Origin of the sequence: Janthinobacterium darwini (genome assembly GCF_051380905.1) — a bacterium.
In the GTDB taxonomy this organism is placed as follows: domain Bacteria; phylum Pseudomonadota; class Gammaproteobacteria; order Burkholderiales; family Burkholderiaceae_D; genus Janthinobacterium.
Genome location: NZ_JBNYXX010000001.1, coordinates 740,055 through 762,300 on the forward strand (window position 1 = coordinate 740,055; position 22,246 = coordinate 762,300).

22 protein-coding genes and 3 tRNA genes are annotated in these 22,246 nt (G+C 61.8%); 13 read left to right on the top strand and 12 right to left on the bottom strand.

The features are described 5' to 3' along the window. Position 1 precedes the first annotated feature (1 nt). The 3 genes from ACQ4WZ_RS03295 to ACQ4WZ_RS03305 all read right to left on the bottom strand — a co-directional run bounded on the left by ACQ4WZ_RS03295 (position 2) and on the right by ACQ4WZ_RS03305 (position 2,587). Positions 2–661 (bottom strand): glutathione S-transferase family protein, encoded by a 660-nt coding sequence (locus ACQ4WZ_RS03295; protein WP_436572566.1) that lies wholly within the window; start codon positions 659–661, stop codon positions 2–4. Positions 662–787: 126 nt separating this feature from the next. Beyond that, a complete protein-coding gene (locus ACQ4WZ_RS03300; protein ID WP_436572567.1) occupies positions 788–1,522 on the bottom strand; it encodes a hypothetical protein in 735 nt (244 codons plus the stop codon). Positions 1,523–1,525: 3 nt separating this feature from the next. Further along, positions 1,526–2,587: an AI-2E family transporter gene (locus tag ACQ4WZ_RS03305; protein WP_436572568.1), complete on the bottom strand. Its 1,062-nt coding sequence runs from the start codon at positions 2,585–2,587 to the stop codon at positions 1,526–1,528. A gap of 208 nt (positions 2,588–2,795) precedes the next feature. Here ACQ4WZ_RS03305 and ACQ4WZ_RS03310 point away from each other — a divergent pair, with 208 nt between their 5' ends. After that, on the top strand, positions 2,796–3,422 hold the full coding sequence (locus ACQ4WZ_RS03310; RefSeq protein ID WP_133990068.1) for a flavin reductase family protein: 627 nt from the start codon (positions 2,796–2,798) through the stop codon (positions 3,420–3,422). Positions 3,423–3,457: 35 nt separating this feature from the next. Here ACQ4WZ_RS03310 and ACQ4WZ_RS03315 read toward each other — a convergent pair whose 3' ends face one another. Genes ACQ4WZ_RS03315 through ACQ4WZ_RS03325 form a run of 3 tightly spaced genes read right to left on the bottom strand, consistent with a single transcriptional unit; the run spans position 3,458 to position 5,824 of the window. Next, complete coding sequence (locus tag ACQ4WZ_RS03315; RefSeq protein ID WP_436572569.1) at positions 3,458–4,792, bottom strand: MFS transporter; 1,335 nt, start codon at positions 4,790–4,792, stop codon at positions 3,458–3,460. Between the two features lie 34 nt (positions 4,793–4,826). Then, positions 4,827–5,630, bottom strand: a complete 804-nt coding sequence (locus ACQ4WZ_RS03320; protein ID WP_436572570.1) for a substrate-binding domain-containing protein — start codon at positions 5,628–5,630, stop codon at positions 4,827–4,829. A gap of 17 nt (positions 5,631–5,647) precedes the next feature. Beyond that, positions 5,648–5,824, bottom strand: a complete 177-nt coding sequence (locus tag ACQ4WZ_RS03325; RefSeq protein WP_436572571.1) for a hypothetical protein — start codon at positions 5,822–5,824, stop codon at positions 5,648–5,650. 346 nt (positions 5,825–6,170) lie between these two features. Here ACQ4WZ_RS03325 and ACQ4WZ_RS03330 point away from each other — a divergent pair, with 346 nt between their 5' ends. Beyond that, complete coding sequence (locus ACQ4WZ_RS03330) at positions 6,171–7,085, top strand: LysR family transcriptional regulator (RefSeq protein WP_101482152.1); 915 nt, start codon at positions 6,171–6,173, stop codon at positions 7,083–7,085. A 42-nt stretch (positions 7,086–7,127) separates the two neighbouring features. Here ACQ4WZ_RS03330 and ACQ4WZ_RS03335 read toward each other — a convergent pair whose 3' ends face one another. Next, positions 7,128–7,970, bottom strand: a complete 843-nt coding sequence (locus ACQ4WZ_RS03335; RefSeq protein ID WP_436572572.1) for a DUF6597 domain-containing transcriptional factor — start codon at positions 7,968–7,970, stop codon at positions 7,128–7,130. Between the two features lie 56 nt (positions 7,971–8,026). On the opposite strand from ACQ4WZ_RS03335, the gene ACQ4WZ_RS03340 reads away from it, so the two are divergent. Beyond that, positions 8,027–8,521 carry a DUF3224 domain-containing protein gene (locus ACQ4WZ_RS03340; RefSeq protein WP_243857988.1) on the top strand — a complete coding sequence of 165 codons (495 nt, stop codon included), beginning with the start codon at positions 8,027–8,029 and terminating at the stop codon, positions 8,519–8,521. 191 nt (positions 8,522–8,712) lie between these two features. Here ACQ4WZ_RS03340 and uvrB read toward each other — a convergent pair whose 3' ends face one another. Beyond that, complete coding sequence (gene uvrB, locus ACQ4WZ_RS03345; RefSeq protein WP_101482148.1) at positions 8,713–10,800, bottom strand: excinuclease ABC subunit UvrB; 2,088 nt, start codon at positions 10,798–10,800, stop codon at positions 8,713–8,715. Positions 10,801–10,911: 111 nt separating this feature from the next. Here uvrB and ACQ4WZ_RS03350 point away from each other — a divergent pair, with 111 nt between their 5' ends. From ACQ4WZ_RS03350 to ACQ4WZ_RS03370, 5 genes are all read left to right on the top strand, one after another. Then, complete coding sequence (locus ACQ4WZ_RS03350) at positions 10,912–12,126, top strand: amino acid aminotransferase (RefSeq protein WP_436572573.1); 1,215 nt, start codon at positions 10,912–10,914, stop codon at positions 12,124–12,126. Between the two features lie 131 nt (positions 12,127–12,257). After that, positions 12,258–12,333: transfer RNA gene (locus ACQ4WZ_RS03355), tRNA-Asn, on the top strand. A 134-nt stretch (positions 12,334–12,467) separates the two neighbouring features. Next, positions 12,468–12,543: transfer RNA gene (locus ACQ4WZ_RS03360), tRNA-Asn, on the top strand. Positions 12,544–12,666: 123 nt separating this feature from the next. Next, the gene (locus ACQ4WZ_RS03365; RefSeq protein WP_101482147.1) at positions 12,667–12,993 is read left to right on the top strand and encodes a Dabb family protein; all 327 of its coding nucleotides are present in this window, start codon (positions 12,667–12,669) and stop codon (positions 12,991–12,993) included. An 89-nt stretch (positions 12,994–13,082) separates the two neighbouring features. Next, positions 13,083–13,158 (top strand) — tRNA-Asn (locus ACQ4WZ_RS03370). Positions 13,159–13,566: 408 nt separating this feature from the next. Here the strand turns inward: ACQ4WZ_RS03370 and ACQ4WZ_RS03375 are convergent. Genes ACQ4WZ_RS03375 through ACQ4WZ_RS03385 form a run of 3 tightly spaced genes read right to left on the bottom strand, consistent with a single transcriptional unit; the run spans position 13,567 to position 15,382 of the window. Then, entirely contained in the window at positions 13,567–14,535 is a 969-nt protein-coding gene (locus tag ACQ4WZ_RS03375) for an alpha/beta fold hydrolase (RefSeq protein ID WP_436572574.1), read from the bottom strand. An 8-nt stretch (positions 14,536–14,543) separates the two neighbouring features. Continuing rightward, the gene (locus ACQ4WZ_RS03380) at positions 14,544–14,876 is read right to left on the bottom strand and encodes a hypothetical protein (protein ID WP_436572575.1); all 333 of its coding nucleotides are present in this window, start codon (positions 14,874–14,876) and stop codon (positions 14,544–14,546) included. Beyond that, a complete protein-coding gene (locus ACQ4WZ_RS03385) occupies positions 14,867–15,382 on the bottom strand; it encodes a GNAT family N-acetyltransferase (RefSeq protein ID WP_436572576.1) in 516 nt (171 codons plus the stop codon). Before ACQ4WZ_RS03385 ends, ACQ4WZ_RS03380 begins: the two co-directional genes overlap by 10 nt. 344 nt (positions 15,383–15,726) lie before the next feature. On the opposite strand from ACQ4WZ_RS03385, the gene ACQ4WZ_RS03390 reads away from it, so the two are divergent. The 5 genes from ACQ4WZ_RS03390 (at position 15,727) to ACQ4WZ_RS03410 (ending at position 21,428) form a co-directional block, all read left to right on the top strand. After that, positions 15,727–16,386, top strand: a complete 660-nt coding sequence (locus tag ACQ4WZ_RS03390) for a sugar dehydrogenase complex small subunit (RefSeq protein WP_436572577.1) — start codon at positions 15,727–15,729, stop codon at positions 16,384–16,386. Further along, the gene (locus ACQ4WZ_RS03395; protein WP_101482144.1) at positions 16,383–18,041 is read left to right on the top strand and encodes a GMC family oxidoreductase; all 1,659 of its coding nucleotides are present in this window, start codon (positions 16,383–16,385) and stop codon (positions 18,039–18,041) included. Before ACQ4WZ_RS03390 ends, ACQ4WZ_RS03395 begins: the two co-directional genes overlap by 4 nt. Next, positions 18,038–19,507, top strand: coding sequence for a c-type cytochrome (locus ACQ4WZ_RS03400; RefSeq protein WP_436572578.1), 1,470 nt, complete (start codon positions 18,038–18,040; stop codon positions 19,505–19,507). Before ACQ4WZ_RS03395 ends, ACQ4WZ_RS03400 begins: the two co-directional genes overlap by 4 nt. A 145-nt stretch (positions 19,508–19,652) precedes the next feature. Continuing rightward, positions 19,653–20,054, top strand: a complete 402-nt coding sequence (locus tag ACQ4WZ_RS03405) for a GtrA family protein (RefSeq protein ID WP_436572579.1) — start codon at positions 19,653–19,655, stop codon at positions 20,052–20,054. Positions 20,055–20,129: 75 nt separating this feature from the next. Next, positions 20,130–21,428 (top strand): NCS2 family permease, encoded by a 1,299-nt coding sequence (locus ACQ4WZ_RS03410; protein WP_101482142.1) that lies wholly within the window; start codon positions 20,130–20,132, stop codon positions 21,426–21,428. Positions 21,429–21,514: 86 nt separating this feature from the next. Here the strand turns inward: ACQ4WZ_RS03410 and ACQ4WZ_RS03415 are convergent, their stop codons facing one another. After that, entirely contained in the window at positions 21,515–22,222 is a 708-nt protein-coding gene (locus tag ACQ4WZ_RS03415; protein ID WP_133990084.1) for a GntR family transcriptional regulator, read from the bottom strand. Positions 22,223–22,246: the final 24 nt, after the last annotated feature.

Below are 22,246 nucleotides of genomic sequence, written 5' to 3' on the forward strand. Positions count from 1 at the left end.
CTCAATCGCGCTGCGGCGCGCCCAGGGGAAAGAGGTGGCGATACGGGCGTGCTTCTTCCACAGCGCGGGCGAACGATGGGCGGGCCAGCAGGCGCGCGCGGTAGGCGCGCAGCAGGGGCAGCGCGGCGGGAATCGGCTGCGTCCGGTCGGCATAGAACAGCGACGGGGCGGCGGCGCAGTCGGCCAGGGTAAAGTCTTCGCCGGCGGCCCACGTCCTGCCCGCCAGGTGGGTTTCCAGCCAGGCGTAGGCGAGGTCCAGTTTTTCGCCGGCAAACGCGCGGCTTTCCTCAGTCTTCGCCGGGTCGCCAGTCAGGGCCGCGCCGACGGCAAGCTGCACGGGCGTCATGACATGCAGGTCGAAGTATCGGTCGAGAAAGCGCACTTCCAGCGCCTGCATCGAGTCGTCCGGCAGCAGGCGCAGCGGGCCGGGATGGGCCAGTTGCAGGTATTCGATGATGATGCTGGTCTCGGCGACGTTGCGCTCCCCGTCCACCAGCAGCGGAAACTTGCGCAGCGGCCAGCGCGCCAGCCACTGCTGCAGGTGCTGCGGCATGTCCGGTGCCAGGCAGCGGAAGTCGAACGGTATGGCGTTCTCGTACAGGGCAATGAGCACCTTCTGCGTGTACGAGGAAAAAGGATGGCCGTAGAGGATGAGCGACACGGTAGGATCTCCGGTTGTTTTGCAAAGTTGGCAACACGCGCGTGCTGTAACGATAGTGCAATGGCAGTGTCAATGCAAGCGATCCGGGCTGTTCGTACACCTCCCGCTACCCACCGTCACCCGCCGTTAGAACCTGATGGGACAAGGGGCCGCAGTCCCTTCGCCAAAACCGGCGTAGCCGGATCGCGCGCTGAGGTTCAGCGTCATATTGCCTTTGTCCGGCAAATAGATGCAGTATTCACCGGTCGCCGTGATGACGCGGTAGATGCGCTTGGGATCGTTTGGTGCGCTCCACAGTTCGATACGTGCTGCTTCGAACCACTTCGGCTTGACCGCCGCATGCGCTTCCGCGAAGCCTTTCGCCAGGCGCGTGTGCGGCGTCTCGGGCGGCGCCACGAATTCCTGCGGATGCTCTGCGCGTAGTTGGCGGTCGATGGCGCCGGCTGCCTGCAGCGCCTGTTGCGCCAGGGTGAGGGGGGCGGCCTTGGGTGCGGCAGGCACCGGTTCTGCCGGCAGGGCATCGTCTTGCGGCTGGTCCTGCACCGGTGCTGGCGCCTCCTTCTGTGGCGACACGCTTGCCGTGCTCGATGGAAGGGTTGGCGGAGGTGCCGGCGCTGGATCTGGCTCGGCGGGTGGAATCAACCCTCGTGTTGGCGGCAGTGGTGGCGTCAGCTGCAGCCAGACCCGGTCATCGTGCTCGATGCTGGTGTGTACGGGCTGCGTAGCGGCCCAGAACAGCGCCAGGTGCAGCAGGATAATCGCGGCGATGTAGCGGCCATGGGGACGCTGGCCGAGAGAAAAATCATGCTCCTGTCGTGCAGGGTTGATGCGCATCTGTTTCCCGCTTGGCCAGGTCGCCACGCTTTAATCCTCGGCCTGAAACTCGCTGGCCGAGACGAACAGATCCCACGAAGCGATGAACAGGGCCGCCACCACGGGGCCGATGACGAAGCCGTTCAGGCCAAACAGGGCCATGCCGCCTACGGTCGATAGCAGCACCACGTAGTCGGGCATCTTGGTGTCCTTGCCCACCAGGATGGGGCGCAGCACGTTGTCGACCAGGCCGATGACGAAGACGCCGAAGGCGGCCAGGCCTGCGCCTTGCCAGATCGCACCCGTGGCCAGGAAGTAGACGGCCACGGGCGCCCAGACAAGGGCGGCGCCGACGGCTGGCAGCAGCGACAGGAAGGCCATCAGCACTGCCCACAGCAGGGGCGCGGGCACGTCCAGGAACCAGAACGCCAGGCCGCCGAGGGCGCCCTGGGCGATCGCCACGAGGATGTTGCCCTTCACCGTAGCGCGGATCACCGTCGTGAAATTGGTGAACAGGCGCTGCTTGTACTTGCGGCTCAGCGGCACGGCGCCCTTGATGCGGGCCGACAGGGCGGAGCCATCGCGCATGAGGAAAAACAGCAGATACAGCATGATGCACAGGCTGGTGAGGAATTCAAAGGTGTACAGGCCCACATTGATGGCTTTCACCGCCACCACCTGGCTTAGCTGCGTGGCGCCCTCGGCCAGCTTGTCCTGCAGGCTGGCCAGGCTGCTCAGATTGAAGCGCTCGAGCAAATTGATCAGCCATTGCGGCAGCACCGCCATGATTTTATTGAAGAACATGCCGACCGTGATTTCGCCCGAACGTACCATTTCCACTACGCTGGCCGCCTGGTTCACCAGCGACACTGAAATGAGCGACAGCGGCAGGATCACGATGACGACGATGAGCAGCAAGGTCAGCACCGACGCCAGGCCGGCGCGGCCCTTGGTTTTCCGCAGCAGCCAGCGATACACAGGTGCAAACAGGATCGCCAGGATGACGCCCCAGAAGATGGCGCCAGCGTATGGCGCCAGTATCCAGCCGAAGCCGATGGTGACGATGCTCAAGAGGAGCAAGAACACTTTCTGGTGCAGCGTGAGTGTATGCATGGGCGGTAGCGCTATGATAAGGGTTGAGTTGTGCCATCATAAGCGAGGCGTGCTGGGGCGCGCCATACAATTGTCGCCTTGGTCGTCTGTGCGCGAGCGCACCTGGCGCCGGCGGGCTGGCAACGTGGTGGCGGCAATTCCAGTAAGCTGTCGTTTCAGGCGCTCCATCCCCGGGCGCCTTTGACTTCTTTTGACTTCAGGAACGCGCGTGCTTGACCCCATTCACTTTTATGAACCTGCGCAGGGCCACGGCCTGCCGCACGATCCCTTCAATGCGATTGTCGGACCACGGCCGATCGGCTGGATCGCCACGCGCAGCAGCGCAGGCGTGCTGAACCTGGCGCCCTACAGTTTTTTCAACGCCTTCAATTACACGCCGCCGCTGATCGGTTTTTCCAGCATCGGCCGCAAGGACACTTTGCGCAATATCGAGCAGACGGGCGAATTCGTGTGGAACCTGGCGACGCGTCCGCTGGCCGAGGCGATGAACCTCAGCTGCGCGGCGGCGCCGCCCGACGTCGACGAATTCGCGCTGGCCGGCTTGAGCCCGGCCGCCTCGCGCATCGTCAATGTGCCGCGCGTAGCCGACAGCCCCGTGTCCTTCGAATGCCGGCGCACGCAGATCATCGAGCTGCAAGGCGTCAATGGCGATGGTGTCGGCAGCTGGCTGGTGCTGGGTGAAGTGGTGGGCGTGCATATCGCGCGCCATCTGTTGAGCGATGGCGTGTACGACACGGCCGCCGCTGCACCGATATTGCGCGGTGGCGGGCCGGCCGATTATTTTGAGATCGGACCGGACAGCCTGTTTCACATGCGCCGGCCCGCCTGGCCATGACACCATGACATGCCGTCTGGCCAGGTGGGACTGGTTCATGCCGGGACGGGATGGCGTTCCTTGACGATGCCGCGATAGATCAGCCACGTGGCCAGCAGGCTGATGGCGCCGGCGCCTGCCATCCAGTAGCCTGGCGCCGCCTTGTCGCCGGTGCTTTCGATCAGCAAGGTCGATACCAGCGGCGTCATGCCGCCGAACAGCGCGGTGGCCAGACTGTAGGCCAGCGAAAAACCCGTGGTCCTGACGCTGGCCGGGATGATTTCCGTCAGCGCGACGATGGTGGCCCCGTTGTAACTGCCATAGAGGAAGGACAGCCACAGCTCCACCATGAGCATGTGGTCGAAACTGGGATGGGCGACCAGCCAGGACAAGGCCGGATAGGCGGTCAGCACCGTCAGCGCCGAGCACGCGGCCATGATCGGCCAGCGCCCGATCCGGTCGGACAGAGCGCCCATGAGGGGCAGCCAGATGAAGTTCGACAAGCCAATGCACAGCGTGACGAGCAGGCTTTCCTCTGTGCTCAGTTTGAGCACGTTCTTGCCGAAGGTCGGCGTGTAGACGGTGATCAGGTAGAACGCGACCGTCGTCAGCACGATCAGCATCGTGCCGGCGACGACCAGCGGCCAGTTGAGGGTGATAGTCCCCAGCATTTGCCGGAACGTCGGATGGGACTTGCGCGTCAGGTAGGCCTCGGTCTCCTGTAGCGAACGGCGGATGTAGAACACCACCGGGATGATGGAGCAACCGATGAAGAACGGGATGCGCCAGCCCCAGTCCGCGATGAATTCCTTGCTCAAGGTTTCGTTGAGATAGTAGCCGAGCGCGGCGGAAAAGATGATGGCGACTTGCTGACTGGCCGATTGCCAGCTCACGTAATATCCCTTGTTGCCCGGTGTCGCCATCTCGGACAGGTAGACCGAGACGCCGCCCAGTTCTACGCCGGCGGAGAAGCCTTGCAGCAAACGCCCGATCAGCACGAGGAACGGCGCCAGCAGCCCGATGGTTGCATAACCGGGCACGAAGGCGATCAGCGCCGTGCCGGAAGCCATGATGGCCAAGGTCAGCACCAGGCCCTTGCGGCGGCCGATGCGGTCGATATAGCTGCCGAGAATGATGGCGCCCAGCGGCCGCATGAAGAAACCCGCGCCGAAGGTGGCGAACGTCATCATCAAGGCCGCGTATTCGCTGGTGGCTGGGAAGAAGGCCTTGGCAATATACGTCGCGTAAAAACCAAACAGGAAAAAATCGTACATTTCGATGAAGTTCCCGCTCGTCACCCGGATGACGGTGGCGATGCGCGAGGGAGGGCGCACCTGCGCGCGCGGCGGTGCAGCCTTGGCGTTGGGCGTGACGGTGGATGGAATGGCCATGGTTTACCTATTGATGAAAGATGAGTGACGTCGTCTAGTGTGTGATTGGCATGGGTGCCGATGCCGGTTCCAGTCCGGTTGCTTCGATCGCGCCGGCGTTGGCAGGGGCGGCGAGGAAGCGTAGCAAGGCGCGGCCGGCTTCTGGTTCTTTGCCGCCCGGGACCAGCGCTGCCGAAAACTGCGTCATCAGTTGCACTTCCGGCGGCAGCAGGCCGACGATGTCGATGCCCTCGACAGGCAGCAGTTCGCTGCGCTGCTGGCAGCCAAAATCGGCCTCGCCATGCGCGATGATTTCACCGACGGGGGTGGCGGGAATTTTTGCGGCCTTGCCCTGCATCTGTTCCGAGATGTGCAGTTTCTTCATCAGTTGCTTCTCGATGTATTCGCCGCTGGCGCTGTCCGAATAGGCCACCTTGTTCGCGTACAGGAAAGCGCTGCGCAAGTCCTCGGTGGTGCTGATGTCGGGCTTTGCCGCGCCGCGCCGCACGGCGCAGGCAATCGGCGAATTCGCCAGGACTACCTTGCTGCCGGGGACCAGGCGCCCCTCCTGCATCAGCTTGTCGAGCGCGTCGCCCACCATGATGACGACGTCGATCGGTTCGCCGCGTGCCAGCCGCGCCGTGATCGCATTCTTTGTGGTACCCATCGACGGCCCCCATTCGGACAGCAGATGGTTGCCGCTGGCGCGCTCGTAGGCGGGCGCCAGGTTTTTGTAGGCCTGCGCGAAACCGCCTGAGCTGACCACGCGGATGTCGGCGGCGTGGGCCACGCCGGCGGCGAGCAGCATGAAGCCGGCCAGTATGGGGGCGGATCGCCGCACCAGGATATGTTGAAGCATCGTTGTTTCTCCTGTCGTTAAAATTTGCGCATGAGGCCGAACGTCAGGCTCATGCCTTTGCGGTCGTTGCCCCGCGCTCCTGTGACGCCGGCGGTATCGCCTTGCCACAGGGTGTAGTCCAATTCGAGGTCCAGGGCCAAGCGTGGCGAGAGCGCTTTTTTCCGGGTAGGCGAAAGCGCGCTGGAAGCCGTCATCGACATGGCCCGTGGCGCTGCGCGATGTCGATGTTCGGATGGAGGGAGGCGCAGTGGATCGCCAGCGGGTCCAACGGCGAGTTGGTGTCGCCCAGCATGGTCGCCTGGCGTCCCAGATACACCGATCCGAGCGGCGGCTTGAGGTCGGCCCAGGCCTGCCGGTCGCACAGCTTCCCGGCTTTGGCCGCGCACGCCCCCGCGGTTTGTGTTGTTGACGCCGCTACAAATGGCGGGCATGGTGTCTCCGTTTTTTGAGTGATGCCTTCTTGGCGAGGCTCAGTATTAGGATCCCATCATCGTTGAAATGGCATAATTTGATAATTGCAATTTTTCCAGGGATTAATGCATGGCACGCATCAATTACGAACTTCATGATTTGCAGGCCTTCGTGGCAGTGGCGGAGCGCAACAGCTTTCGCCAGGCCGCAGCCGACCTGTTCCTGTCGCAGCCGGCGCTCAGCCGCCGCATCGAAAAACTGGAGGATGCGCTGGGTGTCAAGCTGTTCGAACGCACCACCCGGCGCGTGCAGCTAACCAATGTCGGACAGGTGTTTTTGGTGAACGTACGCGATGCGCTCAATGGCCTGGAGGATGCCGTACTGGGCGTCGCCGACCTCGCCGCACACCGCACCGGAACGGTGACGTTCGCCTGCGTGCCTTCGGCCGTATGGCATTTCCTGCCTGACGTGCTCAAGCGCTTCAGCGCGCAGTTTCCGAAAATCCGCGTGCGCGTGCATGACGAAAGCGCCCAAGACGTGCTCAATCTCGTGCTGGCGGGGGAGGCGGATTTCGGCATCAGCTTTACCGGCGCGGAAAATCCGGAGATCAATTTCCAGCCCATCTACGTCGAGACCTACGTGCTGGCGATGCGGCACGATCACCGGCTGGCCAAGCGCAAGAAACTGAACTGGAAGGACACCGTCGACGAGCGCTATATCTCGGTGGCCAAGTCGAGCGGCAACCGCAGCGTGCTCGATGCGGCGCTGGCTGGCGTGGAAAAGCACCCTTGGATCTCGTGCGAGATCAACCATGTATCAGGCATATTGGCGCTGGTGGAGTCGGGGTTGGGCGTGGCAGCGGTGCCGGGGCTGTCCATTTTGCCGGAGCGGCAAAGCACGGTGGTCGGCGTGCCGCTCGTCAATCCTGCCGTGAAGCGGACACTGGGCTTGATTAGCCGGCATCAGTATGCGATGCCGCCCGCGTCACGCACCCTGTTCGACATGATGAGCGCGAGCATAGGAAAGCAGGGGCGGCGAACATGACTGCAGTGCAGTGCGATGTGGTGAGTGCACTGAAGCGCCGGGCTAGGCGACTTTCGCCAGTTGCGAGCGGCGATAGTCGAGCGGCGTGCTGCCCACCAGTTCCGCAAAACTGCGGCTGAAATGGGCCTGGTCAAAAAAGCCCAGTTCATGTGCGAGGCTGGCCAAGTCGGGTGCATCGGGCTGCGCCAGGCGCCAGATCGCCTCCTGCAGGCGGTAGCGCTGTATGACCCATTTAGGCGGCACGCCTACGTAGTTGGCGAACAGGCGCTGCAGCCTGCGCTCGCCAATGGCCATTTTTTCGCACAGTTGCGCCACACTCGCCGGACCGTTATGGGCCGCTGCCGCGGCAGTCAAGCGGGCGGACAGCAGGGCAGCATCATCGACCTGCGGCAGTCTTGCCAGCAGCAGTGCCTGTGCCTGCGCCACCATGGCCAGATCGTCGGACTTGCCTAACACCCGCGCCTCGGCTTGCGCTGCCGGCATGCCCAGCAGCGCCTCGGCCGCGATGGTCGTGTCGGTGAAGCTTGACAGTGGCTGCGTGATGAACGGGCGCAGGCCACCCGGCGCGAAACGCACGCCCAGTACTTTGCCTGCACCGATCAATGGCCTGTCAAAGGCGCCGCGCACCACGCCATGAATGGCGGTGCGTCCGGCATCGAAAACCAGATGGGCGTTCGGATACGGCAGCACGCGCTGCGTCTCCGGTGCGCAGCCCCGCCTGTCCCATTCGACCACCCAGCAATACTCGACGAACGGCGCCAGCGCTGCAGCCGGTGGATAGATCGCCAGGCGTATGCGGCGGGCCGCTGCGTGCGGGTCGACGATGCCTTTCGGTGCTTGCCCGCGCACGGCAAGCAGATTGGCCGCGCTGTCGGCTTTATCCAATATTTGTCTCCTGCACGGCCTTAAGCTGGCCCTCTCGCATTGATCGGAAGGGAATCATGAAATCACACAGTTGGTCGGGCCTGATGCTGGCCGCATGTTGTCTATCGGTGGCGCCAGCCGGCGCCGCCTCGTCTACAGAGGGGAATCATCGCATGCACGCGCACGCTACGGGAAGTTTTAGCATCACCATGACGCCGGCCACGGCGCCGCAACGCGCGGGGCGCACGACCTTGGGAAGGGTGCTGCTTGACAAGGTGTATGCGGGCGACCTTGTCGCCACTGCCAAGGGGCAGATGCTCAATGGCGTGACCGACACCAAAGGCGCTGCCGGCTATGTCGCGATGGAAGCCATCACGGGCGTCCTGCAGGGAAAAGAGGGCAGTTTCGTGGCCCAGCATTTCGGCACGATGGCCGACGGCAGGCAGGAGCTGAGTATCGTCATCGTGCCGTATTCCGGCACGGGGCAACTGACGGGCATCAGCGGGACGATGGCCATCCGCATCGTCGATGGTCAGCATTTCTACGATATCGACTATTCGCTGCCGGAGTAGGGCAAACCCATGGGCAGCAATCCTGTACTCGCTGATACAGTCAAGCCACAGCCCAGGACTTCGTGCCGAGCGGCTTTTCAAGTAGGTCGGATTAGCGGCAAGGCCGCGTAATCCGACACCACCACCAGCGCCAACAATGTTGTCGGATTACGGCCCGCAGGGCCTAATCCGACCTACGCATGGCGTGGTATTCATTTTCCCAGGATCGACGCCACATTGTCGGTGCCGGGTGCACCGAACAGCTGCTGCTTGAGGAGGTGCAGCTGGTCGCGTACTTGCGCCGCCTTTTCGAACTCCAGGTTCTTGGCGTGGTCGACCATCAGTTTTTCCAGGCGCTTGATTTCCTTGCTGACCTGTTTCTCGCTCATGGCCTCGAACTTCGCCGCTTCCTGCGCCACTTGCAGGTTTTCGCGCGCTTCCTGCGGACTGTAGACGCCGTCGATCATTTCGCGGATCGATTTTTTGACGCCGATCGGGATGATGTTGTTGGCCGTATTAAAAGCGATCTGCTTGGCGCGGCGGCGTTCTGTCTCGTCGATGGCGCGGCGCATGGAGTCCGTGATGCGGTCGCCGTACAGGATTGCCGTGCCGTTCAGGTTACGCGCGGCGCGGCCGATGGTCTGGATCAGGCTGCGCTCTGAGCGCAAGAAGCCTTCCTTGTCCGCGTCGAGGATGGCGACCAGCGACACTTCCGGCAAGTCCAGGCCCTCGCGCAGCAAGTTGATGCCCACCAGGACGTCGAAGGTGCCCAGTCGCAGGTCGCGCAGGATTTCCACGCGTTCCACCGTTTCGATATCGCTGTGCAGGTAGCGCACCTTGATGCCATGGTCGCCCAGGTATTCCGTCAATTGCTCCGACATGCGCTTGGTCAGTGTCGTTACCAGCACGCGCTCATCCTTCTTGATGCGTTCGACGATTTCCGACATCAGGTCGTCCACCTGGCTGCTGGCGGGGCGCACGATGATTTGCGGGTCGACCAGGCCGGTCGGGCGCACGACCTGCTCGACCACCTGGTCGGAATGCGTTTTTTCGTAGTCGGCAGGGGTGGCCGAGACGAAGATCGTCTGACGCATCTTCTGTTCGAACTCCTCGAATTTCAAGGGCCGGTTGTCGAGCGCCGACGGCAGGCGGAAGCCATAGTCGACCAAGTTGGTCTTGCGCGAACGGTCGCCGTTGTACATGGCGCTCAGCTGGCCCGTCAGCACGTGCGACTCGTCGAGGAACATCAGCGCGTCGGCGGGCAAATAGTCGACCAGGGTGGGCGGCGGTTCGCCCGGCAGCGCGCCGGACAGGTGGCGCGAATAGTTTTCGATGCCCTTGGTGAAACCGATTTCGGCCATCATTTCCAGGTCAAAGCGCGTGCGCTGTTCCAGCCTTTGTTCTTCGATCAGCTTGTTTTCCTTGCGGAAGAACTCGAGACGCTCGCGCAGTTCGTCCTTGATGGTCTCGACGGCGCGCAACACGGTGGAGCGGGGCGTCACATAGTGCGAACCCGGGTACACGGTGAAGCGGGGGATTTTTTGCCGCACGCGGCCCGTCAATGGGTCGAACAGCTGGATCGATTCGATCTCGTCGTCGAACATTTCCAGGCGCACGGCCAGCTCTGCATGCTCGGCGGGGAAGATGTCGATGGTATCGCCGCGCACGCGGAAGGTGCCCCGGCCGAAGTCGACTTCATTGCGCGTGTACTGCATCTGGATCAGGCGCGCGATGACGTCGCGCTGCGCGACCCTGTCTTTTACACGCAACGTCAGAATCATCTGGTGGTATTCGTTCGGGTTGCCGATACCGTAGATGGCCGAGACGGTGGCGACGATGATGACGTCGCGCCGCTCCATCAGCGACTTGGTGCACGACAAACGCATCTGCTCGATATGTTCGTTGATCGACGAGTCCTTTTCGATGAACAGGTCGCGCTGCGGCACGTAGGCTTCGGGCTGGTAGTAATCGTAGTAGCTGACGAAGTACTCGACCGCATTTTGCGGGAAAAAGTCGCGGAACTCGCTGTACAGCTGCGCCGCCAGCGTCTTGTTGGGCGCGAAGACGATGGCCGGCCGGCCCATGCGCGCGATGACGTTGGCCATGGTGTAGGTCTTGCCCGAACCGGTCACGCCCAGCAGGGTCTGGAAGGCCAGGCCATCGGCAATCCCCTCGGATAACTGGGCGATCGCCGCCGGCTGATCGCCAGCCGGAGGGAAGGGCTGGTGCAGCTTGAAGGGGGAGTCCGGGAAAGAGATAATTGCGCTTTCCGCCTCGCTGGCGGTAGATAATTCGGGCATGTGAATCAGACCTTTGTTAGAATAGTGCTCTGCTGGCGGCCCTGGCGTTGTATTCGGGGCGCTGTCTACAACTCCGCTGTGAACCTGCTTCCAATCGAATCCAATCTTATCATGACGAACCCAACTGTTTCTGCCAGTCTGTTTAGCGCCATCGAGATGGCCCCACGCGACCCGATCCTGGGCATCACCGAAGCATTTAACGCGGACCAGAATCCCGCCAAAATCAATCTGGGCGTTGGCGTCTATTATGACGACAACGGTAAAGTGCCGCTGTTAGCTTGCGTACGCAAGGCAGAAGCCATTCTGATCGAACAGGCCTCGCCACGCACCTATCTGCCGATCGAAGGCCTGGCCGCCTACGACAAGGCGGTGCAAGAACTCGTATTTGGTGCCGATAGTGCCGTTATTCAAGAGCGCCGCGCCATCACCGTGCAAGCCATCGGCGGCACGGGCGCACTGAAGATCGGTGCCGATTTCCTGCAGCGCTTCGCGCCGGGTGCCCAGGTCTATATCAGCGATCCAAGCTGGGAAAACCACCGCGCGCTGTTTGAAAGCGCCGGTTTCGTCGTGAATAACTACGCGTATTACGATGCAGCCACCCACGGCGTGAACTTCGACGGCATGCTGGCCAGCCTGAACGCCATGCCAGCCGGCTCCATCGTCGTGCTGCACGCTTGCTGCCACAACCCGACCGGCGCCGACCTGAGCGTGGCCCAGTGGGACCAGATCATCGCCATCGTCACGTCGCGCGGCCTGGTGCCGTTCCTGGACATGGCTTACCAGGGCTTTGCCAACGGCATCGCCGAAGATGGCGCCGTGGTGCGCCGCTTCGCCGACGCGGGCGGCCCGCTGCTGGTGTCGAACTCGTTCTCGAAATCGTTCTCGCTGTATGGCGAGCGCGTGGGCGCCCTGAGCGTCGTCGCGGCCAGCGCCGATGAAGCGGCACGCCTGCTGTCGCAATTGAAACGCGTCGTGCGCACCAACTACTCGAATCCGCCTACGCATGGCGGCAAGGTGGTTGCTACCGTCCTGGCCACGCCGGAACTGCGCCAGCTGTGGGAAGAGGAACTGGCCGGCATGCGCGTGCGCATCCGTGAAATGCGCAATGCCTTCGTGGAAAAGCTGAAAGCCAAGGCGCCAGTGCACGACTTCGAATTCGTGCGCCAGCAGATCGGCATGTTCTCGTACTCGGGCCTGACCAAGGAGCAAGTGGCGTCCTTGCGCGAGCAATCGATCTATGCCGTCGACACGGGCCGCATCTGCGTGGCAGCGTTGAATTCGCGCAATATCGACATCGTTATTGACGCGATCGCCAAAGTGCTTTAAGATCTTGCTTCTTCGGCGCTGCATGCAAGTGCGGCGCTGATGGCAGTAGAAAGTCGGTGGTAGCCGTGTTTGTCGAGATGCAGTTTCAGTCTTGCAAATGTGGAACAAGCGACATATAATATTGCCTCTTTTCCCTGATAGCTCAGTTGGTAGAGCGACGGACTGTTAATCCGCAGGTCCCTGGTTCGAGTCCAGGTCGGGGAGCCAGAATTCAGAAGGCCACGTTGAAAAACGTGGCCTTTTTTGTTTTCCGCCGCAGACGCGGGCAGATTGGCAGGATAAGAATTTCCCTATGGGAATCTGGACATGTGAATAGTTGCCCTATATAATACGGCCTCTTTTCCCTGATAGCTCAGTTGGTAGAGCGACGGACTGTTAATCCGCAGGTCCCTGGTTCGAGTCCAGGTCGGGGAGCCAGAATTTGGAAGGCCATGTTGAAAAACATGGTCTTTTTTGTTTTCCGTTGCTGCCAGCTGGGCTGGGCTGTGCGTGATCGCGTTTTGCGCTATCCTGAAGGCATCACTTCAGGAGCACCTTCCCATGACTTGTACCTCCGCCTTGCGCCACATCGTCCTGTGCGACTTTCTCGATGGCATCACCTCCGCCAAGCATGCCGAGCTCGTCTATGAGTTTTCCCAACTGAAACACCGCATTCCCGGCGTGCGGCAATTTGAGTGGGGGCCGAACGTCAGCCCGGAAGGCCTCGATGATGGCTTTACCGATTGCTTTACCCTGACCTTCGATGACGCTGCTGCGCGCGACGTGTATCTGACCCATCCGGCCCACCTGGCATTTGTCGAGCAGCTCAAGCCTTGGCTGGGGCGTGTGCTGGTCTTTGACTACTACCCGCAAGAGCATCCTGGCTGAGTGTCTGGCAAGGTGAGGCAGGAAAATATACCTTTTTCAGGAGGGAATCTGGACATCGCAAAATTTACCCTATAGAATGCGGCCTCTTTTCCCTGATAGCTCAGTTGGTAGAGCGACGGACTGTTAATCCGCAGGTCCCTGGTTCGAGTCCAGGTCGGGGAGCCAGAACATCAGCAGTATCGAAAAGCCCAGCCTTTACCGGTTGGGCTTTTTGCGTTTCAAAGCCCGCACGAGACGCCCATGTTGCCTGCCCTTGATCCGCCACATAGACCGCCAGGCATCCAGCGACTGTGGTCCTGGTCGCTCACTCGTATGGCGGCGCCGTGGTCACGCAAGCGGGGAACGATGCCAAGGCCCAGGCATTGGTCTGCATTGCGGCGTTTGTGCCGGATCGAGGCGAGTCTGTCGATTCCTTGCTTTGCAAGCCCATGCGTTGGCGTCGCTGATCGGGAGGGCCGTTGCGAGCATTGCCGGCGAGTGAGGCGGCGCTGTTTTGGCCGGCTGGCCAGCTCCCGAGCATGGTGTCATGGGCAACACCAGAGTCGGGGCAGTTTGTTTATCCAGCGCGTGGCGTCAGGAATTGCCAGCCGTATCCAATGTCTTGATGATGGCTTCTTGGAACTTTGCAGGTTCATCCTGGTGTATCTGATGCCCGGAATGATCAAAGAAAAACAGTCCCTTCTTTGGCGCCTTCAAGGTCTCGAAATACGCTTGCGTGATCCTGGTCGAGGTCTGGATGTCATTTTTGCCGACGAAGAAATACACGGGGCAATCAACGCTCTTCAAGGTCTTTGGCAAATCAATGTTCATGACCTCGTTCCAGACTGGCGACCAGGTTTTTGACCATTGAAGAAAGCCCGTCTTGAAACCCTCGCTCGTTGCAAATGCCTTGCCATCCTTGTAAAAAAGCCATTTTCTTAAATAAAACATGCTTTCGTCACTGGCAAACGGGAAACTGACGCTGTCCAGTTCCTGGCTGGCGACGGCATTGTCCTTGAAGTGCACTTTCAAGGCTTGCAGCAATTCTTTTTCGCTTTCCAGCTGGCTCACGACAGGATTCGACGCGAAATAGGCATGCAGCAGTTCCGGGTGATGCTTGACGATATAAAAGCCCAGGACGTTACCCCAGGAGCTACCCAGCAAGTATATTTTTTCCTGCTTTAATTCCTTGCGCAGAAATTGTATGACTTGATACGTGTCCTGCTCCATCTGAGCGACGGACGGTTGCGTGGGGGAAGGATTCAGTTTCAAGGTTTTCCCGGCATCGCGCTGGTCCCATTGCACCAGCGTGTATCTGCTTTTCAGCGCATTGGTAAAGGTATCCGCACCCTTGATCATGGAGCTTCCCGGCCCGCCGGACAAGAACAGGAGCACGGGTTTGGTCGCGTCGTCAGTCTTGATTTCCACCACCTGCTTGATGCCGCCGATGTCGGGTGTCAGGGTGGTGGTGACTTCAGCGGAAACGGGTTTTGCTTCAGCCGTGGTTTGCGCCTGGCATCCGTAGAAGGGAAACAGGGCGGTAAAGAGTACTGCCAGGGTCATTTTTTTTATCATGGTTTCAGGGTCAGTTTCAGGTTGATTGCAGCGGCATATTGCGCGCCGCCTTTGAACAGCTGCATGGGGTACGCGAGGGTCATGCGGCTCGCATGGTTTTCATCGGGTGCGTCGACAAACCTCCTCTTCAGATAGTTGGCTGCAAAAAAAACATCGATCTGGCAGTCGTCCTGGGCACCGGTGGATCGCCGTGGAAGGCCGTGCCCTATGTCGCGTGCACGCCGCCGCGCGCATCGCTTGCAACTGCGCGGCCGTGGGGCGAGGCCGAGGCGGGGCAGCGGCAACTGAGCCGGGTGCAGCATGCGGGCCACATCGAAGGTCAGTGGCATCGCGCTGCTCGCCATACCAGCTGCTCCTGCACCTGGTCTTCCGCCTGTACCTGAAATCCCAGCCGCAGATACAGCTTGCGCGCGGCCATATTATTGCGGTTGACGCCAAGGTGGATCTGCAATTGCTGCGCCTCGGCCAGCGACTGCAGGCAGCGCAGCACGGCACTGCCTGCGCCCCGGCCCCGCGCCTCCGGCAGCACGGCGATATCGACCACGCGCAGCGCCTGTTCCCGCTGCTCGATGACGAGCCTGCCAATGGGAATGTCGCCGTACAGCAACACCAGGTAGGCCGCTTGCGGAAAATGCTGGCGGTAGCCGTGCGACTGCATGCGCCGCTGCATGGCGATCAACTCTTCGATAAGGGCAGGCTCGGCCTGCATCTGGCGCAGGTCATCGCGCGTGGCACTGTACAGCGCGGCGGCAAAGGCATCGTCCCCGTCGTGCTGTAGCCGCAATTGATAGGGGGCGGGCAGGGCGGCAAGGAGTGGAGGCGGCAAAGTGTGCATCGATGCTCCGGTTCAGGGATGGACTGGTGGATACGCCCCAGGCGGTATTGCAGGCGTTTTCCTATTCGCTATGCTGCCAATTTTTAAGCAAGCTTGCAATCATTTCAAGAGGGATGGCCATGCATCCTGCACCGTCTGCACCGTCTGCACCGTCTGCACCGACAAGCCTGCGAGCGATGCCCTGCGACTGCGGCAGGTCTATTGCCCACTACTGTCCCAGTAGTAATACTCCATTGGCAAACAATTTATTTATGTAGGATAATGATGGAACCGGTTCCATATGCGCAAATGCAATGTAACGCAATCATCCAAGTCAACAAAACAACAAGTCTTGCGGGAGTCTCATGAACCATCCAGGCAGCGAACCATCTGCAACATCCGTGTCATCCCTTCCCCGCATCAGCCGCCGCCACGCCCTGATCGGTCTGGCCGCCTTGCTGGCGCAGGCCGGTTTCTGGAGCAATCCCCTGTCCGCCGCCATGCAGGCGCCGGCCAGCGCTCCGGCTGCCGGTCTGGCGCCCGCCACCATGCTGTTCTATACCTTGTCGCAAACGATCACGGGCCACCGCGATCTGTCCGCCGGTACGGCGGCGCGCATCGAACAAGCCATGCGCGCGAACTTGCCCGGCTTTGCCGAGCGCTTGCCGCAGCTGGGCGCGCTGCTCGTCACGGGCCAGGAAGCCAAGGCGCTGCTGGCGGCCGCCACCGCTGTGGATGCCAGCCTGCGCGAGCTGGCGCTGGCTATCGTCACCGCCTGGTACACGGGCGCCGTGGCCGGCAACCCGGCGCAGGGCACGAAGTCCATCGTCGTCGCGTATGCGGAAGCCCTGATGTACCGCACGGTGGCCGATGGCCAGGTCGTGCCCACCTATTGCAACTACGGCCCCCTGTGGTGGCTGAAGGCACCGCCGGCCGTGCGCGTCTCCGCGCCCGTGGCACCGAAACCCGTACCGGCCCCGGCCACCACCGGCACTCCCGAACCGAAAGGCAAGCAAGCAAAATGAAATCACCCCAATTCAAGAGTAATGGCGACGTCGTCGCCGATGTCGTCATCGTCGGTACTGGTGTCGTGGGCGCCATGATGGCCGACCAGCTGGCCGCGCAGGGCCATTCCGTGATCATGCTGGAAGCGGGCTTGCGCATCGAGCGGGGCCAGGCCGTGGAAAACTGGCGCAACATGCCGTTCGAAAACCGCGTCGGTTCCGACTTCCAGGGCCTGTATCCGCAGGCGGAGAACGCGCCCGCGCCCCTGTATTTCCCAAAGAATAACTATGTGGAATTGTCCGGCCCCAGCGGCAGCAGTTTCCAGCAGGGCTATCTGCGCACGGTGGGCGGCACCACCTGGCATTGGGCCGCTTCATGCTGGCGCCATTTGCCGTCCGACATGCGCATGAAGAGCGATTACGGGGTAGGGCGCGACTGGGCCATTTCCTACGATGAGCTGGAACCGTACTATTGCCGCGCCGAGCAGGAAATGGGTGTGGCCGGGCCCAACGATCCGGCACTGCAGTCGCCCAGCGAGCGCAGTGCACCGTACCCGATGGACATGGTGCCCTGGGGCTATGGCGACAAGCGCTTCGCCGAAGTGGTCAACCCGCACGGCTACCGTTCCGTGCCGATTCCGCAAGGCCGCTCGACGCGTCCGTGGCAGGGCCGTCCGACTTGCTGTGGCAATAACAATTGCCAGCCGATCTGCCCCATCGGCGCCATGTACAACGGCATCCACCATGTGGAGCGTGCCGAGCTGAAGGGCGCTGGCGTGCTGGCCGAGGCCGTCGTCTACCGCATCGACACGGACCACAACAACCGCGTGACGGCCGTGCACTGGTATGACGCAAAAAAACAGTCGCACATGGCGACCGGCAAGGCCTTCGTGATTGCCTGTAATGGCATCGAAACACCCCGCTTGCTGCTGCTGGCGGCGAACCAGAACAATCCGAACGGCATCGCCAACAGTTCGGATCAAGTCGGCCGCAACATGATGGATCACTCGGGCTTCCACTGTACCTTCCTGGCCAATGAACCGATCTGGACGGGCCGCGGCCCGGCGCAGAGCAGCTGTCTGGTGGGGCCGCGCGACGGCGCCTTCCGTTCGCAGTATTCGGCCAACAAGATGATCCTGAACAATATTACCCGCGTTGGACCTGCTACCCAGCAGTCGCTCAAACTGGGCCTGGTGGGCAAGGATCTCGACGATGAAATCCGCCGCCGCGCCGCCTTTGGCGTGGACCTGTCGATCAGCCTGGAGCCGCTGCCCGAAGCGCATAACCGCTTGACCCTGAGCAAGACGCGCAAGGACCCGCTGGGCCTGGCCTGTCCCGATATTTATTACGACGTGGGCGATTACGTGCGCGATGGCGCGAAGGCAGCCCACGCGCAGCTGGAGCACATCGGCAAGCTGTTCGGCGCCGTGGAATTCAACATCACCAGCAGCCTGAACGCGAATAACCACATCATGGGGGGCGTCATCATGGGCTCGAATCGTCTTGACTCCGTGGTCGACGGCAATTGCCGCGCCCACGACCATGCCAATTTGTGGCTGCCGGGCGGCGGCGCCATGCCGTCGGCCAGCGTCGTCAACACCACCCTCAGCATGGCCGCGCTCGGTTTGCGCGCGGCCGACGACATCGCCCGCACCCTGGCAAGGGAGGCAGCATGATGCGCCGTTTCTTGCTTGGCCTGGCGTTGGCGGCCGGTTTGCCGCTGGCCGTGCACGCTGCGCCACCTGTTCCGCCCGTCACGCTGACGCCGGACCGCCCGGCCGCGCCCGCTGCAGTCGCTGCGGCTGGCCCCGATGCGCGCCTGGAGCGGGGCCGTTACCTGGCCATCGCCGCCGACTGCATGGCCTGCCATACGGCAGCGGGCGGCAAGCCGTATGCGGGCGGCTATGCCATCGACTCGCCGCTGGGCACGATTTACGCCACGAACATCACGCCATCGAAAAAAGGCGGCATCGGCCACTACAGCGAAGCCGACTTTGCGCGCGCGCTGCGCGAAGGCGTGCGCGCCGATGGCAGCCATCTGTATCCCGCCATGCCCTACACCAGCTATGCGCAGCTGACGGACGCGGACGTGGGCGACCTGTATTACTACTTCATGCAGGCCGTCAAGCCCGTCGATGAACCGGCGCGCCAGACGACCCTGCCATTCCCGTTCAATGTGCGCCTGTCCATGCTGGGCTGGAATACCTTGTTCCTCGACAATAAACGCTTTGTGCCAGATCCAGCGAAGAGCGCGCAGATCAACCGGGGCGCCTACCTGGCCGAAGGCCTGGCGCACTGCAGCGCCTGCCATACGCCGCGCAATGCGCTGATGGCGGAAATCGGCAGCCAGACCCTGGCGGGCGCGTCACTCGGTTCCTGGCACGCGCCCAACATCACGTCCGACAAGGTCAGCGGTATCGGCGCCTGGACGGACGGGGAAATTGCCGCCTACCTGAAGACGGGCCACGTGGAAGGCAAGGGGCAGGCGGCGGGCGGCATGGCCGAAGCCATCCAGAACAGCCTGCAATTCCTGCGCGATGACGACGTGTCCGCGATCGTGGCGTACTTGCGCACGGTGCCGGCCGTGCGCGCGCCGGGGCAGACCAAGGCCGCGTTCAGCCATGGCAGCGCGGCCAGCGAGGAAGCTGTGCTGCGCGGCATGGCCAGTTCCACCGAGCACCATTCCCTGAACAGCGGTGCGGTGCTGTTTTCCGGCTACTGCGCCAGCTGCCATTCGGCCAGCGGCGCCGGCAGCACGGGCCAGAGTTACCCGGCCCTGTTCAACAACACGGCGACGGGCGGCAACACGCCGGCCAACCTGGTGTCGGCCATTCTGTTTGGCGTCGAGCGCAAGATCGAAGGGGAGGAGCACGAAGCCTTCATGCCCCGTTTCGACCAGCGTTCCTACGTACAGCCATTGACGGATGAGCAGATCGCTTCGATCGCCAACTACGTGCTGAAGCAGTATGGCAATCCGGACGTGTCCGTCACTCCCGCGTACGTGGCGCAGGCGCGCAGCGGCGGCGAGAAGCCCGTGCTGGCGCGCATGCAACCCTTCATGCTGCCCGGCGGAATCGTGGGCATCTTGCTGCTGATCGCGCTGTTGGTGTGGCTGCGCCGGCGCCGTCAACGCAACGTTTAAGAGTCGAAGCGGTGGCGAAACGGCGGCGACTATGAACGTTGGACGCAACTTGCAGTAAAATGCAGGCTGAAAAATGGTTACGAGCAATCGTAGCCATTTTTTATTCTGGCCCGATCCTGGCTTACGCCTCATTTGAAAATTGACAATGTCCCATTCCCTGCATCACCAATTTTTACGTTTTGCCGCCGTCGGCGCTTCCGGCACGGCCGTACAATACAGCGTGCTGTGGGGCGGCGTGGAATGGGCTGGCATCAGCGCCGCCGCCGCTTCCGGCATCGGCTACATCCTCGGTTCCGTCGTCAACTACATCCTCAATTACTTTTTCACGTTTAAAAGCGACAAGGGGCATGGCGAAGCGGCCAGCAAGTATTTCACCCTGCTGGGCATAGGCTGGTGCATCAATACGGGCCTGATGTGGCTGCTGGTACATCAACTGGGCTGGTATTACTGGCTGGCGCAGGTGCTGGCGACGGGAATCGGGGTGGTCTGGAATTTTGCGGGCAGTCGCTGGTGGGCCTTCAAGCCGGCCAGCGCGCCGACCAAGTAAGTATTTTTTGCAAGAAAAAAAGATGCGCATAGTCCAAGACCACGCGCGCGGTTTTACCAAAACAAGGGGTTAATCATGCAGTTCCTGGAACGCTATTTCAAACTGAAGGACAACGGGACCAATGTGCGCACGGAGCTGCTGGCCGGCCTGACCACATTCCTGACGATGGCTTACATCATCTTCGTCAACCCGTCCATCCTTGGCGACGCGGGCATGCCGAAAGACTCCGTTTTTGTTGCCACCTGCCTGGCGGCCGCCATCGGCACCCTGATCATGGGCCTGTACGCGAACTATCCGATCGCACTGGCGCCAGGCATGGGCTTGAATGCCTATTTCTCGTACACGGTGGTCAAGGGCATGGGCATGAGCTGGGAAGTGGCGCTGGGTGCCGTCTTCATTTCCGGCTGCCTGTTCATCCTGGTCAGCCTGTTCAAGGTGCGCGAGTTGATCATCAACAGCATCCCGCCCGCGCTGCGCACAGCGATTACTGTCGGTATCGGCCTGTTCCTGGCGATCATCTCCCTGAAAAGCGCAGGTGTGGTGGTGTCGAACCCCGCCACCATCATCGCTCTGGGCGACTTGCACAAGGCGGCGCCCATTCTGGCCATCCTCGGGTTTTTCATCATCGTCGCGCTGGACCGCCTGAAAGTGCCGGGTGCCATCCTGATCGGCATCCTCACCATCACCATCGCCAGCTTCTTCTTTGGCGGCAACCAGTTCAACGGCATCATCTCGGCGCCGCCCGCCATCGAACCGACGCTGTTCAAGCTCGACATCATGGGCGCGCTGTCGATCGGCATCGTCAACGTGGTGCTGGTATTTTTCCTGGTGGAATTGTTCGATGCGACGGGCACCCTGATGGGCGTGGCCAACCGTGCCGGCTTGTTAAAAGACGGCAAAATGGAGCGCATGAACAAGGCCTTGCTGGCCGACAGCACGGCGATTGCCGCCGGTGCCTGCCTGGGCACGTCGAGCACCACGGCCTTCGTGGAAAGCGCGGCCGGCGTGCAAGCCGGTGGTCGCACGGGCTTGACGGCCGTGGCCGTCGCGCTGCTGTTCCTGGGCAGCCTGTTCTTCGCCCCGCTGGCGCACACGGTGCCGCCGTACGCGACGGCGCCTGCACTGCTGTACGTGGCGTGCCTGATGCTGCGCGAACTGACCTATATCGACTGGGATGACAGCACGGAAAGCATTCCGGCTGCCATCACGGCGTTGATGATGCCGTTTACCTACTCGGTGGCCAGCGGCGTGGCGTTCGGTTTCATTACGTATGCGGTATTGAAATTGTTGACTGGCAAGGGCAAGCAAGTGTCGGTGGTAGCCTACATCATCGCCGCGATCTTCCTGTTCAAGTTTATCTACCTGGGCGAATAGCCAGGTTGCTGACAAGCAGTTGCCGTCGCATGAGACAGGTCGCCCGGGCATCCGCAGGGGCGGCCTTTTTTTGATCATGGCGTCGCTTACATCAGCAGCGCCGCCACCAGGTCTTTTTTGGCGTCGCCGGCGCTGCCATCGAAGCGCAAGGCCGCTTCCACATGTGCCAGGTGCTCGACCATCAAGCGCGCTGCCAGGTCCGCATCGCCGCTGCGCGCGGCCTCAAGAAAGCGGCCGTGTTCGTCATACGAGCAGGCGGCAGCATGGCTGGACTGGTACAGCATGGTGATGAGCGAGCTGCGCCCCACCAGTTCGCGCACGATGTCGCGCAGGACGGCGTTGCCGGCGATGTCGGCCAGCAAAACGTGGAAGTCGCCCAGCAGTTGCGAGCGCAGCGGCGTCGCTTGCATCAGCGCCAGGCGCTCCGCTTTCAGGTGCCGCTCCAGCATCCGGTAGTCGGCGGGCTTGGCCCGCGCGACAAACTCGCGCGCCAGGGCCGCCTCGATGATGCGCCGTGCGGCGAAGATGTCGCGCGCTTCCGCTTCGGTGGGCTGGCTGACGAAGGCGCCCTTGTCGGGCACCATACGGATCAGTTTGTCTTTGGACAGGATCAACAGGGCAGCGCGGATCTTGGTGCGGCTGACGCCATACAGCCGGCACAGCGCCTCTTCGCGCAGCCGCGTACCGGGCGGCAATTGGCGCGCCACGATGGCTGCCGTCATATGCTCGGCAATCTCTGCCGAGCTGTCGCCGCTGCCGTGCTTTTCCACCAGGGGTGCGCTTGATTCTGTCATGTCGGGTGAGAGCAGTCAGCCAGG